Genomic DNA, 19,468 nt, shown 5'->3' with positions numbered 1-19,468 from the left:
AGGCTGGGCCTAGTTATAGAGTGGCTGCAAACCCATCTGCATATGCAACATGTTCACCGCAGTCTCGTCCAGCCCCATCGCCGTGGCCAGCGCGTCAAGATATTCAGCTTCGGCCTGCGTATCGACGCGGATCGTCATCAGTGAGGCGGAATAAACCTGCACCTTTTGCGCCTCGGGGGTGTCCTTGGCCAACCCTTTGACGTCGATCGGCGCGGCGAGTTGTGCTTTGACAAAGGCGATATCGTCGGGTGTGGCATCGTCGCCGACGGTTTCAAGGATTTTGGCCTTTTCGTCCTTGTCGATGCCGCCGTCGGCCTTGGCCGACTGGATCATTGCCCGCAGCATCAGGGCGGCGGATTTGTCGGCCTCTTGCGAGGTGTCCGCGGTGCCGAACTGATCCATCAGACCACCCAGCCCTTTGCCCTGCATCGCAGCCATGCCGCCCGCCGCGGCCAGCATTCCAGCCAACCCAGAGCCGCCCGATGGCACCGACGACAACAGCGGACCCTTTTCACCCGGCGCTGGTGTGCCGCCGCCCATCAGGGCCGACAGGTCGAGGCCGCTTTCCTTCATCTTGTCCATGATTGCGGCCATCGGGTTGCCTGCAGCGCCACCCGCACCGCCGGTCAGTGTGGACAGATCAAGCCCGCTCTCCTTCATCTTGTCCATCATCGCCTGCATTGGATTGCTGCCGGTCGGCATCTGGCCAGACATGGATTGGCCAATTTGCGCCTGCGTGCTGCTCAGCGGGTTTTTGCCCTTGATCTGCGCGCCGCCACCCAGCAGCCCGCCCAGCCCCTGACCCCCGGCAAGTTTGTCGACACCACGCGCCGCAGCATAGCCGATGGCGACTTTGGCCAGTGTTCCCATGAGACCCATGTGACAGCTCCTTGATCCGTCCGAATTCCGTTCAGTGTCAGACTTGCACGATTTTGCGGCAATTGGCAGGAAATTTGTGCCGGTTCAAAAGATCTTTAGCAGGCGCAGGATCAGCCAGACCAGCCCACCCATGCCCAGCGTGGCCAGCGTCAGGATCCCAAAGGCCACCGGCGTTGACGTGCCCGGCATACCCGCGACGTTCACGCCGAACAGGCCGGTGACAAATCCCATGGGCAAAAAGATCGCCGCCACCACCGAAAGGGCATAAGAATTGCGGGCCAGCCGGGCGTTCTGCCTGGCCTCGAGGTGATCTGACAGCGCCTCGAGTCGGTCGCGCACGGCGTTCAGCTCCTCCAGTGCCCGCTGCGCGCGGTTGGCACTTTCCCCCAGGCTTTCGCGTGTCTCGGTGTCGATCACCGGCAGGCGCGGATCAAGGAGCGCATGTAGCGCCTGTGACTGCGGCGCCAGAAAGCGGCCCAGCCGGATTGTGCTTCGCCTAAGGTCGGGCATCTCTGCCGCACCGGCGTGATCATATGCGACAAACAGTTGATCTTCGAGCAGGTCGAGCTGATCTTCGAGCGCGACGCCATTCTCTTCGATCCGGTCGGTGAGGGCTTCGCAGAGTGCGGCAAGAAATGCTGCGGGCGAGGGCGGCGCCTGACCCGATTCTGTGGCGCGACGCAGATCCTCTGCGGCAAAGACGCGGCGCAGGCGGACCGTCACCACCAAATGGTCCGACAGCCAGCACCGCAAGGACACCATGTCGTCGCGACGCTGGCCGGTGTTAAGATTGAGTCCACGCAGGATCACAATCAGCCCACCGTCATTGGTCAGGGCGCGGGGGCGCGTCTCGGTCTGCTGCAGGGCATCGGCGGCGCGGTCGGGCAGGTGGCTGTCCAGCCATGCCGCCAGTTCAGGATCGCCCAGATCGCAATGCAGCCAGCGATAGCCCACGGTCGGCAGAATCGCCAGATCGCGGACCACAATGGCGCTGCCGTCAGGTCGAATGTCAAAGGCGCAAATCGGTGTCATCGTGATTGCAAGGTCTTAGGGCGCATCTCTCGCTCGACCTGATCAGGTGCCGCAAAACGTGGCTGCGACCACTTCTGACGGTGCGGGCGGGCGGCGCAAATCCTCAGCGTCAGGCTGGTCGTCGAACGGGCGCGACAGGACAGCGTTCAGTCGGTGAAACGGCGCATCGTCTCCGGCGACGGCAGCGGCGATCATCTGCTCGATCCGGTGATTGCGCGGAATAAAGGCCGGGTTGGTTTGCCGTATCCGCTGGATTGCGTCGGGATCAGAGGCAATGCGCGCCTGCCACCCCTCTGCCCAGCTGTCAAAGGCGGTGGGGTCGGTGAACTGATCCCGCGCAGTGCCATCGCTAAGCGCGCGAAACGTGTTGGTGAAATCGGCTTGATTGCCATGCATGCGCGTCAATAGATCGCCGATCAGCGCCGCATCTTCGGGTTTCGGCGTGCCGATCCCGATCTTGGCGGCAAAACGTGCCAGCCACTCCTGGCGGATCAGCTCTGGCATCGCGTGAACCTGATCGGTGAACTGCGCCACAGCTGCGTCCGCATCAGGCATCAGCGGCAACAGCGCTGTCGCCAGCTGCGCCATGTTCCAGACGATGATATCGGCCTGACTGGCATAGCCATAGCGGCCATGCCGGTCGATCGACGAAAACACGGTTTCGGGGTCATAGAAGTCCAGAAAGGCGCAGGGTCCATAGTCGATGGTTTCCCCCGACAAGGTGCAATTGTCGGTGTTCATTACGCCATGGATGAACCCAAGGCTCATCCATTGTGCCACCAGCGCGGCCTGCCGGTCGATTACGGCCTGTAACAGCGCATCGGGCGTCGTGCAGTCGGGATAGTGGCGCGCAACGGTGTAGTCAAATAGCTGCCGAAGGGCAATCACATCGCGACGCGCGGCAAAGATCTGAAAGGTGCCGACACGGATATGGCTGGATGCGACACGCGTCAGCACAGCTCCGGGCCGCATGGCTTCGCGTTGAATCATCTCGCCGGTCCGTACGGCGGCGAGGGCGCGGGTGGTCGGCACACCCAGCGCGTGCATCGCTTCGCTTACCACGTATTCGCGCAGCACCGGACCCAGCCAAGCACGACCGTCCCCGTTGCGCGAATAAGGGGTCGGCCCCGATCCCTTGAGCTGGATGTCACGGCGCACTCCGTCGCGGCCGACAGTTTCGCCGAGCAGAATGGCGCGGCCATCCCCAAGCTGCGGATTGAACTGACCGAACTGGTGCCCCGCGTAAAGCTGCGCCAGCGGGGCGGCACCCTCGGGCACCGCATTGCCGGAAAAGAGCATGGTGAGTTCGGCGTCAGAAGTCTCTGTGATCAGCATCAGTGCCGCCAGATCGCGGTTAAAGCTGATGAGGTCCGGCGCGGCCACGGCCGTCGGGTCGAGCCGGGAGTAAAAGCCCGCAGGCAGGGCGGCATAGCTGTTGTCGAAGGGGATGTTCAGGGTCATGGCGAACAGGTAATCATATTGCGCCGAATTGCGAGCGGTTTTTGCATCCGGATCTGAATGATACCGGGCGACGCGATAGAATTTTGATGACTGGCCCGTGGTTTCGTTGGTTTCACGGGCCAATCATCAAACGGTTTATTCTTCGGCAGTATCTTGTGCAGCGGTATCGGCCTCATCACCCTGATCGGCAATCCAGGCAACACTGACCACTTCTTCGCCTTTGCCGGTGTTGAACACTTTGACACCGCCAGCGCTGCGTGAGCGGAAGGAAATGCCGTCAACCGGGACACGGATTGACTGCCCCTTGGACGTGGCGAGCATGATCTGGTCGTCCATCTCCACCGGGAAGCTGGCCACCAATGCGCCGCCCCGCATCGCCTTGTCCATGGCCATCACACCCATACCGCCGCGTCCGCGCAGAGGGTAATCGTGCGACGAACTCAGCTTGCCCACGCCATTTGCCGTGATCGTCAGGATCAGATTTTCCGCTGCCGACATCTGGGCATAGCGTTCCTGAGTGATGTTGCCGGGGGCCACATCGTCATCATCTTCGTTCTCGGCGTCATCGGCAAGACCGGCCATGGCGCGGCGCATTTTCAGATAGGCAGCGCGTTCCTGCGGGTCGGCGTCGAAATGCCGGATCACCGACATCGACACCACGGTGTCGTCGCCCTGCAGCCTGATGCCGCGCACACCGGTGGAGGCGCGTGAGTTGAAGACCCGCACATCGGTGGTACGGAAGCGGATCGCGCGGCCGGAATCTGTCACCAGCATCACGTCGTCATCCTCAGAGCAGATGCGCGCATTGATGAGTTTGATGTCCGCGTTCTCATCCTCGAACTTCATCGCAATCTTGCCGTTTCGCATGACATTTGTGAAGTCTGACAATCGGTTACGGCGCACAGTTCCAGCAGAGGTGGCAAAGATGATCTGCAGGTCGTCCCAGTCTTTTTCATCCCGATCTACCGGCATGATGGCCGCGATCGACACACCTGTCGGGATTGGCAGGATGTTGACGATCGCCTTGCCCTTGGACGTGCGGCTGCCCTGCGGCAGGCGCCAGGTCTTGAGCTTGTAGACCATGCCTTCGGTGGTAAAGAACAGCAGCTGGGTATGTGTGTTGGCAACAAAGAGCGTGGTAACCACGTCATCTTCTTTCATGCCGCCGCCTGACACACCCTTGCCGCCGCGCCGCTGACTGCGGAAATCGGCGAGCGGGGTCCGTTTGATCCAACCTGTCTGGGTCACGGTGACAACCATGTCTTCGCGCTCGATCAGGTCTTCGTCTTCCATGTCCCCGGACCAGTCGAGGATTTCGGTCCGGCGCGGCACGGCGAACAGCTCGCGGACCTCGCGCAGCTCGTCCGAGATGATCCCCATGATCCGCTCACGCGAGCTGAGGATTTCAAGGTATTCCTTGATCTTGCCAGCCAGCTCTTCGAGCTCGTCGGTGACCTCTTTGACGCCCAGCTGGGTCAGACGCTGAAGGCGCAGTTCCAGAATGGCGCGGGCCTGAATTTCGGACAGGTTATAGGTGCCGTCCTCGTTCGCCGTATGGGTCGGATCGTCGATCAGCGCGATAAAAGGCAGGATTTCACCGGCGGGCCAGCGACGCTCCATCAATTTGGTGCGCGCTTCGGCCACGTCAGCCGAGGCACGGATGGTGGCGACCACTTCGTCGACATTGCTCACGGCAACAGCCAGACCGCAAAGGATATGGCTGCGTTCGCGTGCCTTGCGCAACAAGAAGGCCGTGCGCCGCGCCACAACATCCTCACGGAAGTCGAGGAATGCTGTGAGAAAGGCGCGCAGTGTCAGCTGCTCGGGACGTCCGCCATTCAGCGCCAGCATGTTGCAGCCAAAATAGGTCTGCATCGGGGTAAAGCGGAACAGTTGGTTCAGCACGACTTCGGCAGTGGCGTCACGTTTCAGCTCGATCACCACACGCACACCATTGCGATCGGATTCGTCCTGCACATGAGAGATGCCTTCGATCCGCTTTTCGCGGGCGGCCTCGGCGATCTTTTCGATCATCGTGGCCTTGTTGACCTGATAGGGGATCTCGTCGATGACGATGGCCCAGCGGTCCTTGCGAATTTCCTCGACGCGGGTCTTGGAGCGGATGATGACGCTACCGCGGCCCTCAAGGTACGCTTTGCGGGCGCCGGAACGTCCCAGCATGTAGCCGCCCGTCGGGAAGTCAGGGCCGGGGACATATTCAATCAACTGCTCTGAGGTCAGGTCAGAGTCAGTGATCAGCGCAAGGCAGGCGTCAATGACTTCGCCCAGATTGTGCGGCGGGATGTTGGTGGCCATGCCAACGGCAATACCGCCAGCCCCATTGACGAGCATGTTGGGATAGCGTGCGGGCAGGACCGTCGGTTCACGGTCCTTGCCATCATAATTGTCCTGAAAATCGACGGTATCCTTGTCGATGTCGTTCAAAAGAAACGCGGCGGGCTTGTCCATCCGCACTTCGGTATAGCGCATCGCCGCAGCGTTATCGCCGTCCATCGAGCCAAAGTTGCCCTGACCATCCAGCAACGGCAGCGACATCGAAAAATCCTGCGCCATCCGCACCAGCGCGTCATAGATCGCAGAGTCGCCATGCGGGTGGTATTTACCCATCACGTCGCCAACGGGGCGCGCGGATTTGCGGTAGGGTTTGTCGTGGCTGTTGTTGGTCTCATGCATGGCATAGAGGATTCTGCGGTGCACAGGTTTTAGGCCGTCGCGCAGATCCGGAATCGCACGACTCACGATTACGCTCATTGCGTAATCGAGATAGCTTTTCTTCATCTCCTCGGTGATCGAAATGTTCGGACCAAGGAAGATCGGACGCTCTGGCGTGTTTTCGTCTGTATTTTCAGGTGGTTCCGGCGTATCGCTCACGTGGTCTGCCCATCTGTTAGTCTGCTATATCTTGTTACAAAACGTATAACAGAAGCAGGATATAGGGCGCAATGGTGGGTCGTCGCCAATTCTGGCAGCCAGCGGGCATGATTGCTAACACACTGTTTTTATTGAAAAGTAAATTACTCCCTGCCATGATTCTAAAGTTCATGAGGCGAACGAAAGGATGGATCAATGCAGGGCAACGAAACCGAACTGATGCTGCGCGGCTATGGACTGACCACAGCCGAATTCTTTTACCGCATGCCAGACTATAAAAACGTGCTCAACACCTACATCTGGCAGGATTACGATCTGGCGCCGGATCACCAGAAACTGTTTGAGTTCATAGAGTTCTGGCAAAACACGATCGAAGGTCCGCTGCATTCCGTGCGCTATACCCATCGTAAGATGATTGGCGCCGGAGAATGGCGGCAAGTGGTCGGAGAATTCCGCTACCACTGACCTGCGGCCCCTTGAGAGGGAGGTCGCAAATCCGAAACAGATCATCCGTCCGGCATGATCGGGCCGGAACTGCGTGTCAGGCTTTGGCTTTGCGCTTTCTCTCGATCGCCAGCTTTTCGGCAAGGTCGCGGGCGATGCCATAGGTGCCTTTGATTTTTTCGTTATCGGTGCGCCAGTCGCGGCGGATGACGATCTTGTTGTCTTTGACCTTGGCCTGACCGTTTTGATCTTGAATGAATTCCACCAGCCCCTGGGGCGAGGCGAACTTGTCGTTGTGGAATTGCAGCGTCGCACCTTTCGGGCCGGCGTCAAGCTTGGATATACCAGCCCGCCGACACATGGATTTGATCCGCACAACAAGCAGCAGGGTGTTCACCTCTTTTGGCAACTTCCCGAACCGGTCGATCAGTTCTGCGGCAAACCCTTCGAGCTCGACCTTGGTCGAGAGCGACGACAGGCGACGGTATAGGCCAAGGCGCACGTCGAGATCCGGCACAAACGTTTCGGGGATCAGCACCGGCACCCCAAGGTTGATCTGGGGGGCCCATTGGCCGTCATTGTCCGACAAACCTTCAAGCTCGCCCGAGCGGATCTTCGCAATCGCCTCTTCCAGCATGGATTGATACAGTTCATAGCCAACGTCGCGCATCTGGCCGGACTGTTCTTCGCCCAGCAGATTGCCAGCGCCACGAATATCGAGATCCTGACTGGCCAGGGTAAAGCCCGCACCCAGTGTGTCAAGAGAGCCGAGCACGCGCAGGCGCTTTTCGGCGGTTGCTGTCAGTTTCGCGCGCGGTTTTGTCGTCAGGTACGCATAGGCGCGGGTTTTGGCCCGGCCAACGCGGCCACGGATCTGATACAGTTGCGCCAGGCCAAACATGTCGGCGCGGTGGATGATCATCGTGTTGGCGGTCGGGATGTCGAGGCCGGATTCGACAATGGTCGTGGCGAGCAGAACGTCATATTTTCCGTCATAAAACGCGTTCATGCGATCATCCAACTCGCCCGCAGCCATCTGGCCATGGGCAACCACGTATGACAGTTCGGGCAGCTGTGCCTTGAGGAACTCCTCGATCTCGGGCAGGTCCGAAATGCGTGGCACGACATAGAACGATTGGCCGCCGCGATAATGTTCGCGCAGCAGCGCCTCGCGGATTGTCACGGCATCGAATTCCGACACATAGGTGCGGATCGCCAGCCGGTCGACGGGTGGCGTGCCGATGATCGACAGGTCACGCACCCCGGTGAGGCTAAGTTGCAGCGTGCGCGGGATCGGCGTCGCGGTCAGGGTCAACACATGAATATCGCTGCGCAATTCCTTGAGCCGCTCTTTGTGACCGACGCCGAAATGCTGTTCCTCATCAATAATCAGCAGGCCAAGGTTGTGAAACCGGATGCCTTTGGCCAGCAGGGCGTGGGTGCCGATGGCGATATCGACCGACCCCTTGGTGATGCCGTCCCGGGTCAGCTGGGCGTCACGCGTCGAAACAAAGCGTGACAGCGGCCTGACATTAACCGGAAATCCGCGAAACCGTTCGGCAAACCCCTTGTAGTGCTGGCGGGCCAGCAATGTAGTCGGTGCAACCACCGCGACCTGGACACCTGACATGGCCGCGACAAAGGCAGCGCGCATCGCAACCTCGGTCTTGCCAAAGCCGACATCGCCGCAGATCAGCCGGTCCATTGGCTGGCCGGAATGCATGTCGGCCATCACATCCTCGATAGCGCTGAGCTGATCGTCGGTTTCCTGATAAGGGAACCGGGCCGAGAACGAATCCCAGGCGCCCGGAGGCGGGTCCATGATCGGTGCCTTGCGCAGGGCGCGTTCGGCGGCAATGCGGATCAGCTTGTCCGCCATTTCGCGGATGCGTTCCTTGAGCTTGGCCTTTTTGGCCTGCCACGCGCCGCCACCAAGCCGATCGAGCAGACCTTCCTCATGGCCATAGCGGCTGAGCAGTTCGATATTCTCAACCGGGAGATAGAGCCGCGATCCTTCGGCATATTCCAGCAACAGACATTCGTGCGCAGCACCTGCGGCGGTGATCACCTCCATGCCCTGATAGCGGCCGACCCCGTGGTCCACATGCACCACCAGATCGCCGGGGGACAGCGACTGGCTTTCGGTCAGAAAGTTTTCCGCCTTGCGGCGTTTTCTGGGCGCGCGGATCAGCCGGTCGCCCAGCACGTCCTGTTCGCTGATGACCGTCAGATGCGACGGGCTGCTCTTTGAACCCGGATCACCCCAAGGCCCCTCGAACCCATGCTCCAAAGGCCAGACAGCCAGATGCAGTCCGCGTTTGCCGATGCGGGTGGCGGTTGGAATCGGAATAGCCTCGGCCAGCCCCTCATCCTCGATCAGCCCGGTCAGGCGTTCGCGCGCGCCTTCGGAATAGCTGGCGATGACAACCGGACCGTCCTGCAACTTTGCCTGAATATGCGCTGCCAAAGCGCCAAAAAGACTGATGCTTTCCTGCTGGCGTTCGGGCGAAAAGTTGCGCCCGATACGTCCGCCGGCATCCACGACGCCGGGGCCGGTTGCCTGTGGCAGAGGGCTAAGCTGGATCACCCGGCGCCCCTGCATCACTGCGTCCCAAGACGCATCGTCAAGGTACAGCAGACCCGGAGGGGCGGGTTTATAGACGCTGTCCATCCGGCTCTTTTGCTGCATGGCAAGGCGGCGCGTCTCATACTGGTCAGCAATTGTGTCCCAGCGCGCAAGGCGGGACGGCGTCACCTGATCGTCCAGGAGGATGGGTACGTCTGGCAGATAGTCGAACAGCGTCTCAAGCCCATCGTGAAAGAACGGCAGCCAATGTTCGACACCGGCATGTTTACGCCCGGCACTGACCGCTTCGTAAAGCGGATCGTCCGTTCCGGCAGCGCCGAATTCGATCCGGTAGGACTGGCGGAAACGGGTGATTGCGGCGTCGTCCAGAATGACCTCGGACACCGGTGCCAGTTCGATCACATCAAGTTTGTCGGTGGTGCGTTGCGTCGCGGGATCAAAGCGGCGCGCGCCGTCAAGCACATCACCAAACAGGTCCAGCCGCACCGGTCCGCCTTCGCCGGGGGGATAGATGTCGATGATGCCACCGCGGATGGCATAATCGCCAGGTTCCAGGACAGTCGGGGCCTGGGTAAACCCCATACGAACCAGGAAATTGCGCAATGCGGATTCGTCGACGCGACTGCCAACGGTGGCGGTAAACGCCGCCTCGCGCAGCACGGCGCGCGCGGGCACCCGCTGGCTCGCTGCATTCAACGTGGTCAGCAGGACGAATTTTGCCGGCATCCCATGCACGAGCCCAGCCAGCGTCGCCATTCGCGCGGCAGAAATATCGGCATTGGGGGACACCCGGTCGTAGGGCAGGCAATCCCAGCCCGGAAAGGTGATGACCGGAATGTCCGGGGCAAAGAACGCCAGCGCGTCGCGCATCTGCGCCATGCGTTTGTCGTCGCGCGCAACATGCAGGACCGGACCAGCCGCACGGGCCGCCTCGTTCAGCAGGAGCTTTGCGTCAAAGCCTTCGGGCGCGCCGCCCATGACCAGAGGTTTGAAATGTGCCATGTGGCGATCACATGGCGCGGATGACGCGCGGCGTCAACCGCCCAGAAAGCTGGCGGACAAGTTCTGGTACATCCCCCACAGTGAGGTGACAAAGATCGAGATCATGCCGATGACCTGTGTCCCGATCCGCAACCGCGACAGGCGCTTGTACAATTCCGGCCCGGTGGGCCCGTCGGCATAAACCTTTGCCGCGGTGCGCAGACTCAGAATGCCGACCAGCGTCATGGGAAAGGCCAAAAAGAACACCGCCTGCGCCAGTTCCACCCAATAGATAAACCCCAGCACCATCAGTGCCGTTAGCAGGAAACACCCAAGCCCCAAAATCCACAACCCGGTCTCTTGAACGATGTAGACCAGCCGGTTGGAGTTGATGCGCACAAGGTCGGTCAGATCCGCTTCGGCCTGATCCCCGTGTCGTCGCGCGCGCGACACCATGTCGAATGGGACACCCAGAACCCAGTGACTGGCAGACGACCACACAACCGCCAGCGCAATCCAGTACCAGAGGTTCGAGAAGGATCGCACGTCGATCACTTCAAAGACAATGAGATGCCAGTCCAAATTTCGGCCCTTTGGTCTGTGAGGCGGGTCGATGCAGGCACCGTCCGACGTGAATTCAGGATCGCGCGGCGATGGCAACCCTTGAGATAGCCGCCATTCCATGCCACCCAAAGAAGGCGTTTACAAGGACCGAACCGATGAAACCGACCATTGCCGCTTTTCCCGCAACACGTTTACGTCGGGTGCGCCGCACCCCGGCGCTGCGCGATCTCGTCCGCGAGACGGCGCTAACCCCGGCGGATTTCATCTGGCCGGTGTTTGTGCGCGACGGCGACGGGGTCGAGGAACCCATTGCCTCGATGCCCGGTGTGGTGCGCCGGTCGGTCGACAAGGTGGTGACGGCAGCGGTTGACGCCTATGCATTGGGAATCCCGGCGATCTGCCTGTTTCCCTATACCGACCCCGCGCTCAAGACCGAAGATTGCGCCGAGGCATGGAACCCTGGCAACCTGAGCAACACCGCCACCCGCGCGATCAAAGCGGCGGTGCCGGACATGGTGGTGATGACGGATGTGGCTCTGGACCCCTACAACATCAACGGCCACGACGGCTTTGTCGAGAATGGTGAGATCGTCAACGATCGCACGGTCGAGGCATTGGTAAAACAGGCGCTTAGTCAGGCGGATGCGGGCGCGGATATCATCGGGCCATCGGATATGATGGATGGGCGCATCGGGGCGCTGCGCGGCGCGCTAGAGGGGGCAGGGCACAGCAATGTGTGCCTGCTGAGCTATGCGGCAAAATACGCGTCCGCCTTTTACGGCCCGTTTCGCGACGCGGTCGGGGCGTCAGGGGCTCTCAAGGGGGACAAAAAGACCTATCAAATGGATCCCGCCAACAGCGATGAGGCGATGCGCCTGATCGAACGGGATCTGTCCGAAGGTGCCGATATGGTGATGATCAAACCGGGGATGCCTTATCTGGATATCTGCCGCCGCGCCAAGGATATGTTTGGCGCCCCAACCTTTGCCTATCAGGTGTCGGGCGAATACGCGATGCTTGCGGGTGCGGCGCAGAATGGCTGGGTCGATGGCGATCGCGTGATGCTGGAATCGCTGATGGCGTTCAAACGGGCCGGTTGCGATGGTGTGCTGACGTATTTTGCCCCGGCCGCCGCGCGTTTGCTGAACGGGTAACTTGATACCGCCTATTGTGGTTCGTATGGGATGACAACCGATCTGTATGGGGGTATGATCCCTGCATAACTGGCGAAACAGCCGGACCCGAGGCAGTGTATATTATCGAAAGAGCAATCCCATGAAACATCTCAACAGACGCGGCTTTGTCCTAGCGCTTGGCGCAGCGACGTTGGTTGCCGCCTGCGGAAACGGTATCGGAAGCCGTGGCAGCGAAACAATTGACGCGCGCGTCGATGCGACCCTGTCGCAGTTGTACAACCAGTATCCCGGCACGCGCGCGCTGCGGGAAAAATCAACCGGTGTTCTAGTGATGCCGCTGGTGACCGAGGCCGGGCTTGGCCTGGGGGGGGCCTATGGGCGTGGTGCGCTGCGGGTCGGCGATGTGACCGTCGATTACTATTCGACCACCAAGGCAAGCGCGGGCCTGCAGATCGGCGCGCAGCAATACGCGCATGTTATGTTCTTTATGACCGAAGAAGCGTTGCTTGAATTCCGCCGCTCGCCGGGCTGGGCTGGTGGCGCAAACATCGAATATGCCATCCCTGACGGTGGCGAAACGCTGGCCGCCGAGACGACGACATCGTTGTCCCCGGTGATCGCAGTGATCTTTGGTCAGGCCGGGTTGCGCGCCGGTGCCACGCTCGACGGGACCAAATATTCACGCATCATCCCCTGAACATAGGCTTTAGCTGACAACAAGCGGCGCCGGATCTCTAGTATCAACCGGTTTGTGATGTCAGAACGCAACCGGCTCTGATCCGAACGCCGGAGCCAGCGACGCTTAACGCCGCAGGTTTCTTGTTTGTTTCTTGCTTGATTTTTTATGGAGTCCGGTTCAGATTTTAATCATTCGTTAACTATTTTGAAATGACGCAAGATGCGGACCTCCTTAGCGATCTGCCTGCTCATGCTAGCTGAACCTGCCTGGGGCGATACTTTGTATTCGCGCGACCCGGCGAGTACCGTTGTGGCGCCAGCAGCTGTTTCAGAGAGGTTCGACGCCTTGCGCCTAGCGCAAGCCTATGACTGCAGCGATGTCAGTTGCAAGCGCCTCAGTTCTTGCGCCGAGGCTTGCTACAAACTGTTGCAATGTGGTCAGCGTAAACGCGATGGCGACAATGATGGCATCCCTTGCGAAAATCTTTGCTCCAGCCCCTGTTGAAACCCCTTGGGATACCCTGCGCGCGAATAACATTTTCTGTGACCAGCGCTAACGCCGGTCGACGCATTTGAGTGTTTTGGACGCAGTTACGGCACACCCGAGCTGAATTTATATTTCGCAATTTTTGCGGGCATGAGCGACTGAGGTTGCCGAAAAATTCACCATGGTGCACCCTGTCTACAAGAAGGGAGGATGCACCATGTCGACCGGAGGGCCAAAGGACCGCAAGGCGTTGGACGCTGCCGAAATCGGGGCAATCGCGCATCTTTACCGCGGTGAGGTGTATCGCTCTACGCTGTGGCGCACCCGCTTGGACACCACCACAAACTGGTCGGTCGTGACGCTGGGAATTGCGCTGTCGATTGCGTTTTCCTCACCGGTGGCGTCACCGCTGCCGCTCATTCTGGTTGGCATCCTGATCCTGTTCTTTCTGATGCTCGAAGCGCGGCGCTATCGCTACTTCAACGTCTGGCGGGCGCGCTGTCGCTGGCTCGAGGTGCATTTCTTTGCCCGAATGTTACATGACGGCGATGTCCATCTTGAGGAGGGGTGGCAGCAAACCCTGGCCGAGGATTATTGGCATCCGCGCTATCATGTGTCGATGTGGGTGGCGATAGGCCGACGGATCCGGCGCAATTATCTATGGATTTTGCTGATCCAGACCACTGCGTATATCGGCAAACTGCTGGTGCATCCCGAACCGCTGACCTCTGCCGGGCAATTTGTTGCCCGCGCGGCCATTGGTCCGGTGCCGGGCTGGGTGACGCTGGCGTTTGGCGCGGGCTATTGCATCGTCTGGGGTGGTTTCGCGTTCTGGAGTTGGCAGGATGATGCACGCCGCGCGCGCAATCGGACGGTGCGCAGCAGCATGGGCTGAGGGCGGCTGCAATACCGCCCCCTTACATGTCATCCCCGGCGGCGGCGTCCACCAGCGCGACGTCCGCCCGCGCCACCAGATTCGGCGGCAGGATCACGGTTGAACTGAATCCACTGCGCACCAGAAGAATCGTTGTCGGTCAGGAAGTTGGCAGCGCGGATCGCCTCCATTTCCTTGCCTGCGCGGGGTTTGGTGCTGCCCAACCCGAACATGACGCAGAACGCCTCATCGTCCATGTCGGGGGGCAACACGATGCCCGCGGCCGCAACCGCTGCACGCTTCTCGGCTATCTTGGTCGGGCCGATGGGCAGGGCGATCGGGTTCATGATCGCGCTGGTCATACCGCAGGCCATCGCCATCGGCAGGAAGGCATTGTTGATACCGTGCCTGTTGGGCAACCCGAATGAGATGTTGGAGGCACCGCAGGTGGTATTGACACCCAACTCATCCCGCAGACGCCGGACCAGCGCAAAAACCTGCAAACCGGCAGTCCCCATCGCCCCAATTGGCATCACCAGCGGATCGACCACGATGTCATGCGCCGGAATGCCAAAATCTGCGGCGCGTTCGACGATCTTTTTCGCCACGGCAAACCGCACGTCGGGATCTTCGGAGATGCCGGTGTCATCATTCGAAATCGCCACCACCGGCACGTTGAATTTCTTGACCAGTGGCAGAACCAGTTCCATCCGCTCTTCTTCGCCGGTGACGGAATTCAGCAGCGGGCGACCTTCGCAGGCTTCCAGCCCGGCGAGCAGCGCGCCGGGAACCGAGCTGTCGATGCACAGGGGCACATCAACCACCGCCTGCACCCGTTTGATCAGTTCCGGCATCAGCATTGGTTCGACAAAGTTGTTGTCGGCATAGCGCGGATCTTCGGCCATCTTGTTGGAAAACACTGCACCTGAATTCACGTCCAGAATCGTGGCGCCGGCGGCGACCTGGGCAATGGCATCGGCCTCGACCCGACTGAAATCGTCCTGTTCCAGTTCTGCCGCGAGGATCTTGCGACCCGTCGGGTTGATCCGTTCGCCAATGACGCAGAAGGGCTGATCGAACCCGATAATGGCGGTTTTCGTTTTCGATTCGACGATCGTGCGAGTCATGCTCAGGACACTCCTTGGGATGAAAGGCGCCGGGACAGCAGCCCCGGCAGGATTGGGTCGGTGAAATCCGCGATGCTGGCCACAGCACCCGCCGCACGCAACGCTGCATCAGTCAGCGAGGATCGCAACCCGATGGTCAACGCGCCCGCTGCGACACCCGACGCGACGCCCGAGGGGCTGTCCTCGAATGCGATGCAGATGTCTGGGGCGACGCCAAGTGCGGCCATTGCGGCGCGGTAGGGCGCGGGATCGGGTTTGCCCCGGTCACATTCGTCCCCGATGATCAGCGTATCAAAGCGCTGGCGCATCCCGATGGCGGCCAGCATAACCTCAGCGTTGTCGCGCGGCGCGTTGGTGACAACGGCAACCGGCCAACCCTGCGTCTCGGCCTGGTCGAGCAGGGCTGCCAGCCCCGGTGTTGGCATCTGCGCGCCTAGCCGGGCGCGAAAGGCGGCTTCTTTGATATTGCTCAGGGTCTGTGCATCCTCGTTTGGGAAATGCTCGCCAAAGATGTCGAGGTTTTGTCGCCCATGGACATGGTGGAGGTAGAATGCGTCATCAATTTGCCGCCCGCGCTGTGCGAACAGCTCGGAAAAGACTGCCGCATGCAGGGGATCGGTGTGCAGCAATGTGCCATCGAGATCAAAGAGAAGTGCCAGTGTCATAGTGCTGTAATCGGTACCTTTCAGGCCTGCTGTGAGGCAGGTGTACCAGAGGTGCCGCCGTTGGCAATTGCCCATTCCGCATTGGTCTTGATCCCGCCAAGCGGAAAGAAATGCACGTTGGTGACGCCAAAGTCGGGGTGATTGGCCTTGTGCGCCGCCAGTTTGGTCAGCACCTCAGTCGGCTCATATGGCAACAGCAGCTTGGTCACATCCATGGCACGTTTTTGAAGCACCTTCAGCGATGGGCCAACCCCGCAGGCAATGGCAAACTTGATCAGGGTCTGCAGTTTGGCCGGACCTGCGATGCCAATATGGATCGGCAGGGTGATCCCGGCGTCGCGCAGGGCATCCGCCCAGGCGATGATCGGGTCTGCGTCAAAGGCGAACTGCGTTGCCAGCGCCATCTGCGCATCGGTGCGCTCCGAAAACGCCTGTTTCCAGCGCAGCGCGTCCATCACCGCCGCGTCGCCGCCCTTTGGGTCGATATCGCGGTTGCCTTCGGGGTGTCCCGCGACGTGCAGTCGGGTAAAACCGGCCTTGTCGAACAGCCCTGTTTCCATCAGTTGCATTGAACTGTCGAAGTCGCCATGTGGTTCTGACACGCCGCCCGCGAGAAGCAGCGCCTGACGTACATCCGCCTCGCCTTGATAACGGGCGATCCAGTCGCCCAACGTGGCCTTGTCCTTGATGATGCGCGCGGGGAAATGCGGCATCACCGGATACCCTTCGGCGTTCAGGCGTTTGGCGGTGGCGACCATATCCTCGATCGGGGTGCCGTCGATATGGGCGATGTAGACGCGCGTGCCGGTCGGCAACAGATCCGCAAAACACTCGATCTTCTCGGCGGTGCGCGGCATTACCTCGATTGAATAGCCGTCAAGCAGGGCCTCGACCTGACCATTCACGCCTTGTGGCGCCGCATCACGTTTCCTGAAGTTCAAAAGCGCCATCACGGACTCCCATATCCTCAAGGGCTTACGCCCAGCCGTCGTTCGCGATCAAGGATTTGATCCGCTCCTGATCGTATTCAGCATCAAGGCGCTGTGCCTCGGATGCGGCGATGTCCGAGGGCACGCCCTCGACCGGATAGGGGGCAGCTTTGCGCCACTCGGCAAGGTAGTCATCCGTACCAGCCGCACCGGTTTTCATGGCGGCGCGGTCAATCGCCTGCTCGAACCGTTCAGGCAACTGGGCCTTGGCGCCAGAGCGACCGCGTCCCACGATGACCTGAGCCGGGATGTCGCGCCAGAAAACGATAGTGACGTCGGCCATGGATGATTCCCTTTGTTCCGGTAGCTCTTGTTTAGTCCGGCGCGGTGGCGCGACGGGGGCGGATTTCGACTTTTGACGCGCAAGGAGCGACCTTGTGACATTGCAGCGCCGACCCTAGGCGAGAATGTCGGCAGGGGCCACCGCAGCGAAGTGGAAAACGGTTCACCCGCAACATGAGGCGCATTCACTTCGAGCGGGTTGGGCTGGGCAAGAGGGGGTGGGTTGGCTATTCCCGGAATCGGATCGACAGTCGCATCACCTCCAGCTTCCGTAGCGTCACCTGCGGGGTGCGCCAGACAATTCTGACAAACCCCTGTGAACGGGTGCTATCGGAACTTGCGGCGCGGGCAGTGGCTGCGTATCGTGCAGGCAACTGTATAAACGGAAGGCGCAAAAAGAATGGCGCCAGAGCGTCCCATGGGTGTGGGCGCATTCCCGAAACCGGTCGAGCGCCCCGCACCCGAGAGGCCTGACCCTGCCGAGCTCTATGCCGCGCTGGATCTGGGCACAAATTCCTGTCGCATGTTGATTGCCCAGCCAAAGGGCAATCAGTTTCATGTGATCGACAGCTTTTCCAAATCCGTGCAGCTTGGCGCGGGGCTGGAGAAATCCGGTCGTCTCGGTCGTGCCTCGATGGGGCGGACCGTGGCGGCGCTAAAGGTCTGCAAACAAAAGATCGCGCGGCACAATGTGCGGCGGATGCGATTGGTCGCGACCGAAGCCTGTCGGCGGGCAGAGAACGCCCGCGACTTTATCCGTCAGGTCGAGCGCGAGACCGGGCTGAAACTGGAAATCATCCAGCCCGAGGAGGAGGCGCGGCTTGCCGTGATATCCTGTGCGCCGCTGGTGTCGACGAAGACCGAACAATTGCTGGTGGTGGATATCGGCGGTGGGTCAACCGAACTGGTGTGGATCGACCTGAGTTCGGTGCCGCATATCGAACGGCCCAAAGCCATCATGCGCCTGCATGCAGGATTCCATCAGTTGGAGAGTCCGTTTCCCGCCGCCAAGGTGGTGGATTGGATTTCTGTGCCGCTGGGCGTGGCGACGCTGCGCGACCAATTCTCTGATGTTGAGGACGATGCCGCGCGCTATGCGCTGATGAGCTGGTTTTTCGAGGAAAATCTGGCAGAATTCGCCCCCTACAAGGACGAGCAGACCCGCGAGGGGTTCCAGATTGTAGGCACCTCGGGCACCGTGACCACTGTCGCGGCCAGTCATCTGGGATTGCGCCGCTATGACCGGACCAAGGTGGATGGACTGCGAATGACCAGCGACCAGATCGAGACGGTGATCAACCGTTATCTGGAACTTGGCCCTATCGGACGACGCCGCGATCCACGCATCGGTCAGGACCGCCAGGCGCTGATCATGTCTGGGGCGGCGATCCTTCAGGCACTGCTGCGCTGCTGGCCGACGGACCGGTTGTCGGTGGCCGACCGGGGGCTGCGCGAAGGGTTGCTGTATGCGCAGATGTCGGCGGACGGGGTACTGGAGGACGGCCCGTTCTGAGTGGGTCTGAGAGCGGCAGTCCTTGCTACATTGCGGTTCTGCGCATAAATAACGGCCTCTGTATCCGCCGAGATGGCGGGTTTTGCGTATTTAAGAAGAGAAGAAGCACAGGTCATGGCCAAGGAACCGACGGGCAAGAACACTTCGGGACGCGGGCAACGCGATCTCAAGGTCAAGGTCAAGACCGCCCGGGGGCGCACGCTGAGCTCGACCCGCTGGTTGCAGCGTCAGCTGAACGATCCCTATGTCAAGCGAGCGCAGGCCGAAGGCTATCGCGGGCGGGCCGCGTTCAAGATTCTGGAGCTGGACGAAAAGTTTCGGTTTCTCGTGCCCGGAGCACGGGTTGTCGATCTGGGGTGTGCGCCCGGCGGATGGTGTCAGGTCGCCGTCAAGCGCATCAACGCGCTCGGCGAACGTAGCGGTAAGGCTGTGGGCACCATTCTGGGGATTGATCTGCAAGAAATTGAGCCGATCGCGGGGGCGACCCTGCACCAGCTCGATTTTCTGGAGGATGATGCGGATCAGCAGGTCAAGGAATGGCTGGGGGGCAAGGCCGATGTGGTGATGTCGGACATGGCGGCGTCTTCGTCCGGTCATAAGCAGACCGACCATTTGCGGATCATCGCGCTGTGTGAGGCTGCGGCCTATTTCGCCTTTGACGTGCTGGAAGATGGTGGCACATTTGTCGCCAAGGTGCTGGCTGGCGGGGCTGAGGGTGAGCTTCAGAAGCTGCTCAAGCAGCGTTTTGTTAAGGTTGCGAATGTGAAACCACCCGCCTCGCGGGCCGATAGTTCCGAGAAGTTTGTCGTGGCCACCGGGTTTCGCGGAAGCTTGGGGTCGGGCGACTGATCGGGCTCAGGGCTGAACCGCAACGAGG

17 protein-coding genes are annotated in these 19,468 nt (G+C 60.5%); 7 read left to right on the top strand and 10 right to left on the bottom strand.

Annotated features, from left to right (window positions below; all coding sequences use genetic code 11):
• Positions 1–9: 9 nt before the first annotated feature.
• The 4 genes from IMCC21224_RS10615 to gyrA all read right to left on the bottom strand — a co-directional run bounded on the left by IMCC21224_RS10615 (position 10) and on the right by gyrA (position 6,264).
• Positions 10–879 carry a tellurite resistance TerB family protein gene (locus IMCC21224_RS10615; RefSeq protein WP_047995330.1) on the bottom strand — a complete coding sequence of 290 codons (870 nt, stop codon included), beginning with the start codon at positions 877–879 and terminating at the stop codon, positions 10–12.
• 84 nt (positions 880–963) lie between these two features.
• Positions 964–1,911 (bottom strand): zinc transporter ZntB, encoded by a 948-nt coding sequence (locus tag IMCC21224_RS10610; protein WP_047995329.1) that lies wholly within the window; start codon positions 1,909–1,911, stop codon positions 964–966.
• Positions 1,912–1,953: 42 nt separating this feature from the next.
• A complete protein-coding gene (locus tag IMCC21224_RS10605; protein ID WP_047997032.1) occupies positions 1,954–3,372 on the bottom strand; it encodes a YdiU family protein in 1,419 nt (472 codons plus the stop codon).
• A 135-nt stretch (positions 3,373–3,507) separates the two neighbouring features.
• Positions 3,508–6,264 carry a DNA gyrase subunit A gene (gyrA, locus tag IMCC21224_RS10600; protein WP_047995328.1) on the bottom strand — a complete coding sequence of 919 codons (2,757 nt, stop codon included), beginning with the start codon at positions 6,262–6,264 and terminating at the stop codon, positions 3,508–3,510.
• 195 nt (positions 6,265–6,459) lie between these two features.
• On the opposite strand from gyrA, the gene IMCC21224_RS10595 reads away from it, so the two are divergent.
• Positions 6,460–6,729, top strand: coding sequence for an usg protein (locus IMCC21224_RS10595; RefSeq protein ID WP_047995327.1), 270 nt, complete (start codon positions 6,460–6,462; stop codon positions 6,727–6,729).
• Positions 6,730–6,805: 76 nt separating this feature from the next.
• On the opposite strand, the gene mfd is transcribed toward IMCC21224_RS10595, so the two are convergent.
• On the bottom strand, positions 6,806–10,297 hold the full coding sequence (mfd, locus tag IMCC21224_RS10590; protein ID WP_047995326.1) for a transcription-repair coupling factor: 3,492 nt from the start codon (positions 10,295–10,297) through the stop codon (positions 6,806–6,808).
• Between the two features lie 33 nt (positions 10,298–10,330).
• A complete protein-coding gene (locus IMCC21224_RS10585; protein WP_047995325.1) occupies positions 10,331–10,858 on the bottom strand; it encodes a hypothetical protein in 528 nt (175 codons plus the stop codon).
• A 137-nt stretch (positions 10,859–10,995) separates the two neighbouring features.
• Here IMCC21224_RS10585 and hemB point away from each other — a divergent pair, with 137 nt between their 5' ends.
• The 4 genes from hemB (at position 10,996) to IMCC21224_RS10565 (ending at position 14,036) form a co-directional block, all read left to right on the top strand.
• Positions 10,996–11,994: a porphobilinogen synthase gene (gene hemB / locus IMCC21224_RS10580; RefSeq protein WP_047995324.1), complete on the top strand. Its 999-nt coding sequence runs from the start codon at positions 10,996–10,998 to the stop codon at positions 11,992–11,994.
• Between the two features lie 121 nt (positions 11,995–12,115).
• Entirely contained in the window at positions 12,116–12,673 is a 558-nt protein-coding gene (locus IMCC21224_RS10575; protein WP_047995323.1) for a YSC84-related protein, read from the top strand.
• A gap of 201 nt (positions 12,674–12,874) precedes the next feature.
• Positions 12,875–13,159 (top strand): excalibur calcium-binding domain-containing protein, encoded by a 285-nt coding sequence (locus IMCC21224_RS27060; protein ID WP_369796021.1) that lies wholly within the window; start codon positions 12,875–12,877, stop codon positions 13,157–13,159.
• A gap of 199 nt (positions 13,160–13,358) precedes the next feature.
• Complete coding sequence (locus IMCC21224_RS10565; protein ID WP_047995321.1) at positions 13,359–14,036, top strand: DUF2270 domain-containing protein; 678 nt, start codon at positions 13,359–13,361, stop codon at positions 14,034–14,036.
• 29 nt (positions 14,037–14,065) lie between these two features.
• On the opposite strand, the gene IMCC21224_RS10560 is transcribed toward IMCC21224_RS10565, so the two are convergent.
• From IMCC21224_RS10560 to IMCC21224_RS10545, 4 genes are read right to left on the bottom strand one after another with little or no spacing between them, the layout of a single operon-like run.
• Positions 14,066–15,142, bottom strand: coding sequence for a methyltetrahydrofolate cobalamin methyltransferase (locus IMCC21224_RS10560; RefSeq protein WP_047995320.1), 1,077 nt, complete (start codon positions 15,140–15,142; stop codon positions 14,066–14,068).
• A gap of 2 nt (positions 15,143–15,144) precedes the next feature.
• A complete protein-coding gene (locus IMCC21224_RS10555; protein ID WP_047995319.1) occupies positions 15,145–15,807 on the bottom strand; it encodes an HAD family phosphatase in 663 nt (220 codons plus the stop codon).
• A gap of 20 nt (positions 15,808–15,827) precedes the next feature.
• Complete coding sequence (locus IMCC21224_RS10550; protein ID WP_047995318.1) at positions 15,828–16,757, bottom strand: methylenetetrahydrofolate reductase; 930 nt, start codon at positions 16,755–16,757, stop codon at positions 15,828–15,830.
• A 25-nt stretch (positions 16,758–16,782) separates the two neighbouring features.
• Positions 16,783–17,079 (bottom strand): virulence factor, encoded by a 297-nt coding sequence (locus IMCC21224_RS10545; RefSeq protein ID WP_047995317.1) that lies wholly within the window; start codon positions 17,077–17,079, stop codon positions 16,783–16,785.
• 399 nt (positions 17,080–17,478) lie between these two features.
• On the opposite strand from IMCC21224_RS10545, the gene IMCC21224_RS10540 reads away from it, so the two are divergent.
• Positions 17,479–18,591, top strand: coding sequence for a Ppx/GppA phosphatase family protein (locus IMCC21224_RS10540; RefSeq protein WP_047995316.1), 1,113 nt, complete (start codon positions 17,479–17,481; stop codon positions 18,589–18,591).
• Between the two features lie 114 nt (positions 18,592–18,705).
• On the top strand, positions 18,706–19,440 hold the full coding sequence (locus IMCC21224_RS10535; RefSeq protein WP_047995315.1) for an RlmE family RNA methyltransferase: 735 nt from the start codon (positions 18,706–18,708) through the stop codon (positions 19,438–19,440).
• The last annotated feature ends 28 nt before the right edge of the window (positions 19,441–19,468 follow it).

Origin of the sequence: Puniceibacterium sp. IMCC21224 (assembly GCF_001038505.1) — a bacterium.
In the GTDB taxonomy this organism is placed as follows: Bacteria; Pseudomonadota; Alphaproteobacteria; order Rhodobacterales; family Rhodobacteraceae; genus Puniceibacterium.
Note: the sequence above shows the minus strand (reverse complement) of the source record. Positions and strands in the feature narration are given on the sequence as shown.

Bases quoted from the DNA above. Each gene is read 5' to 3' on its own strand.
- IMCC21224_RS10535 (WP_047995315.1), top strand. From the start codon at position 18,706: ATGGCCAAGGAACCGACGGGCAAGAACACTTCGGGACGCGGGCAACGC.
- IMCC21224_RS10595 (WP_047995327.1), top strand. From the start codon at position 6,460: ATGCAGGGCAACGAAACCGAACTGATGCTGCGCGGCTATGGACTGACC.
- IMCC21224_RS10545 (WP_047995317.1), bottom strand. From the start codon at position 17,079: ATGGCCGACGTCACTATCGTTTTCTGGCGCGACATCCCGGCTCAGGTC.
- IMCC21224_RS10540 (WP_047995316.1), top strand. From the start codon at position 17,479: ATGGCGCCAGAGCGTCCCATGGGTGTGGGCGCATTCCCGAAACCGGTC.
- IMCC21224_RS10560 (WP_047995320.1), bottom strand. From the start codon at position 15,142: ATGACTCGCACGATCGTCGAATCGAAAACGAAAACCGCCATTATCGGG.
- IMCC21224_RS10615 (WP_047995330.1), bottom strand. From the start codon at position 879: ATGGGTCTCATGGGAACACTGGCCAAAGTCGCCATCGGCTATGCTGCG.
- hemB (WP_047995324.1), top strand. From the start codon at position 10,996: ATGAAACCGACCATTGCCGCTTTTCCCGCAACACGTTTACGTCGGGTG.
- IMCC21224_RS10575 (WP_047995323.1), top strand. From the start codon at position 12,116: ATGAAACATCTCAACAGACGCGGCTTTGTCCTAGCGCTTGGCGCAGCG.
- mfd (WP_047995326.1), bottom strand. From the start codon at position 10,297: ATGGCACATTTCAAACCTCTGGTCATGGGCGGCGCGCCCGAAGGCTTT.
- IMCC21224_RS10555 (WP_047995319.1), bottom strand. From the start codon at position 15,807: ATGACACTGGCACTTCTCTTTGATCTCGATGGCACATTGCTGCACACC.
- IMCC21224_RS10605 (WP_047997032.1), bottom strand. From the start codon at position 3,372: ATGACCCTGAACATCCCCTTCGACAACAGCTATGCCGCCCTGCCTGCG.
- IMCC21224_RS10610 (WP_047995329.1), bottom strand. From the start codon at position 1,911: ATGACACCGATTTGCGCCTTTGACATTCGACCTGACGGCAGCGCCATT.
- IMCC21224_RS10565 (WP_047995321.1), top strand. From the start codon at position 13,359: ATGTCGACCGGAGGGCCAAAGGACCGCAAGGCGTTGGACGCTGCCGAA.
- IMCC21224_RS10550 (WP_047995318.1), bottom strand. From the start codon at position 16,757: ATGGCGCTTTTGAACTTCAGGAAACGTGATGCGGCGCCACAAGGCGTG.
- IMCC21224_RS27060 (WP_369796021.1), top strand. From the start codon at position 12,875: ATGCGGACCTCCTTAGCGATCTGCCTGCTCATGCTAGCTGAACCTGCC.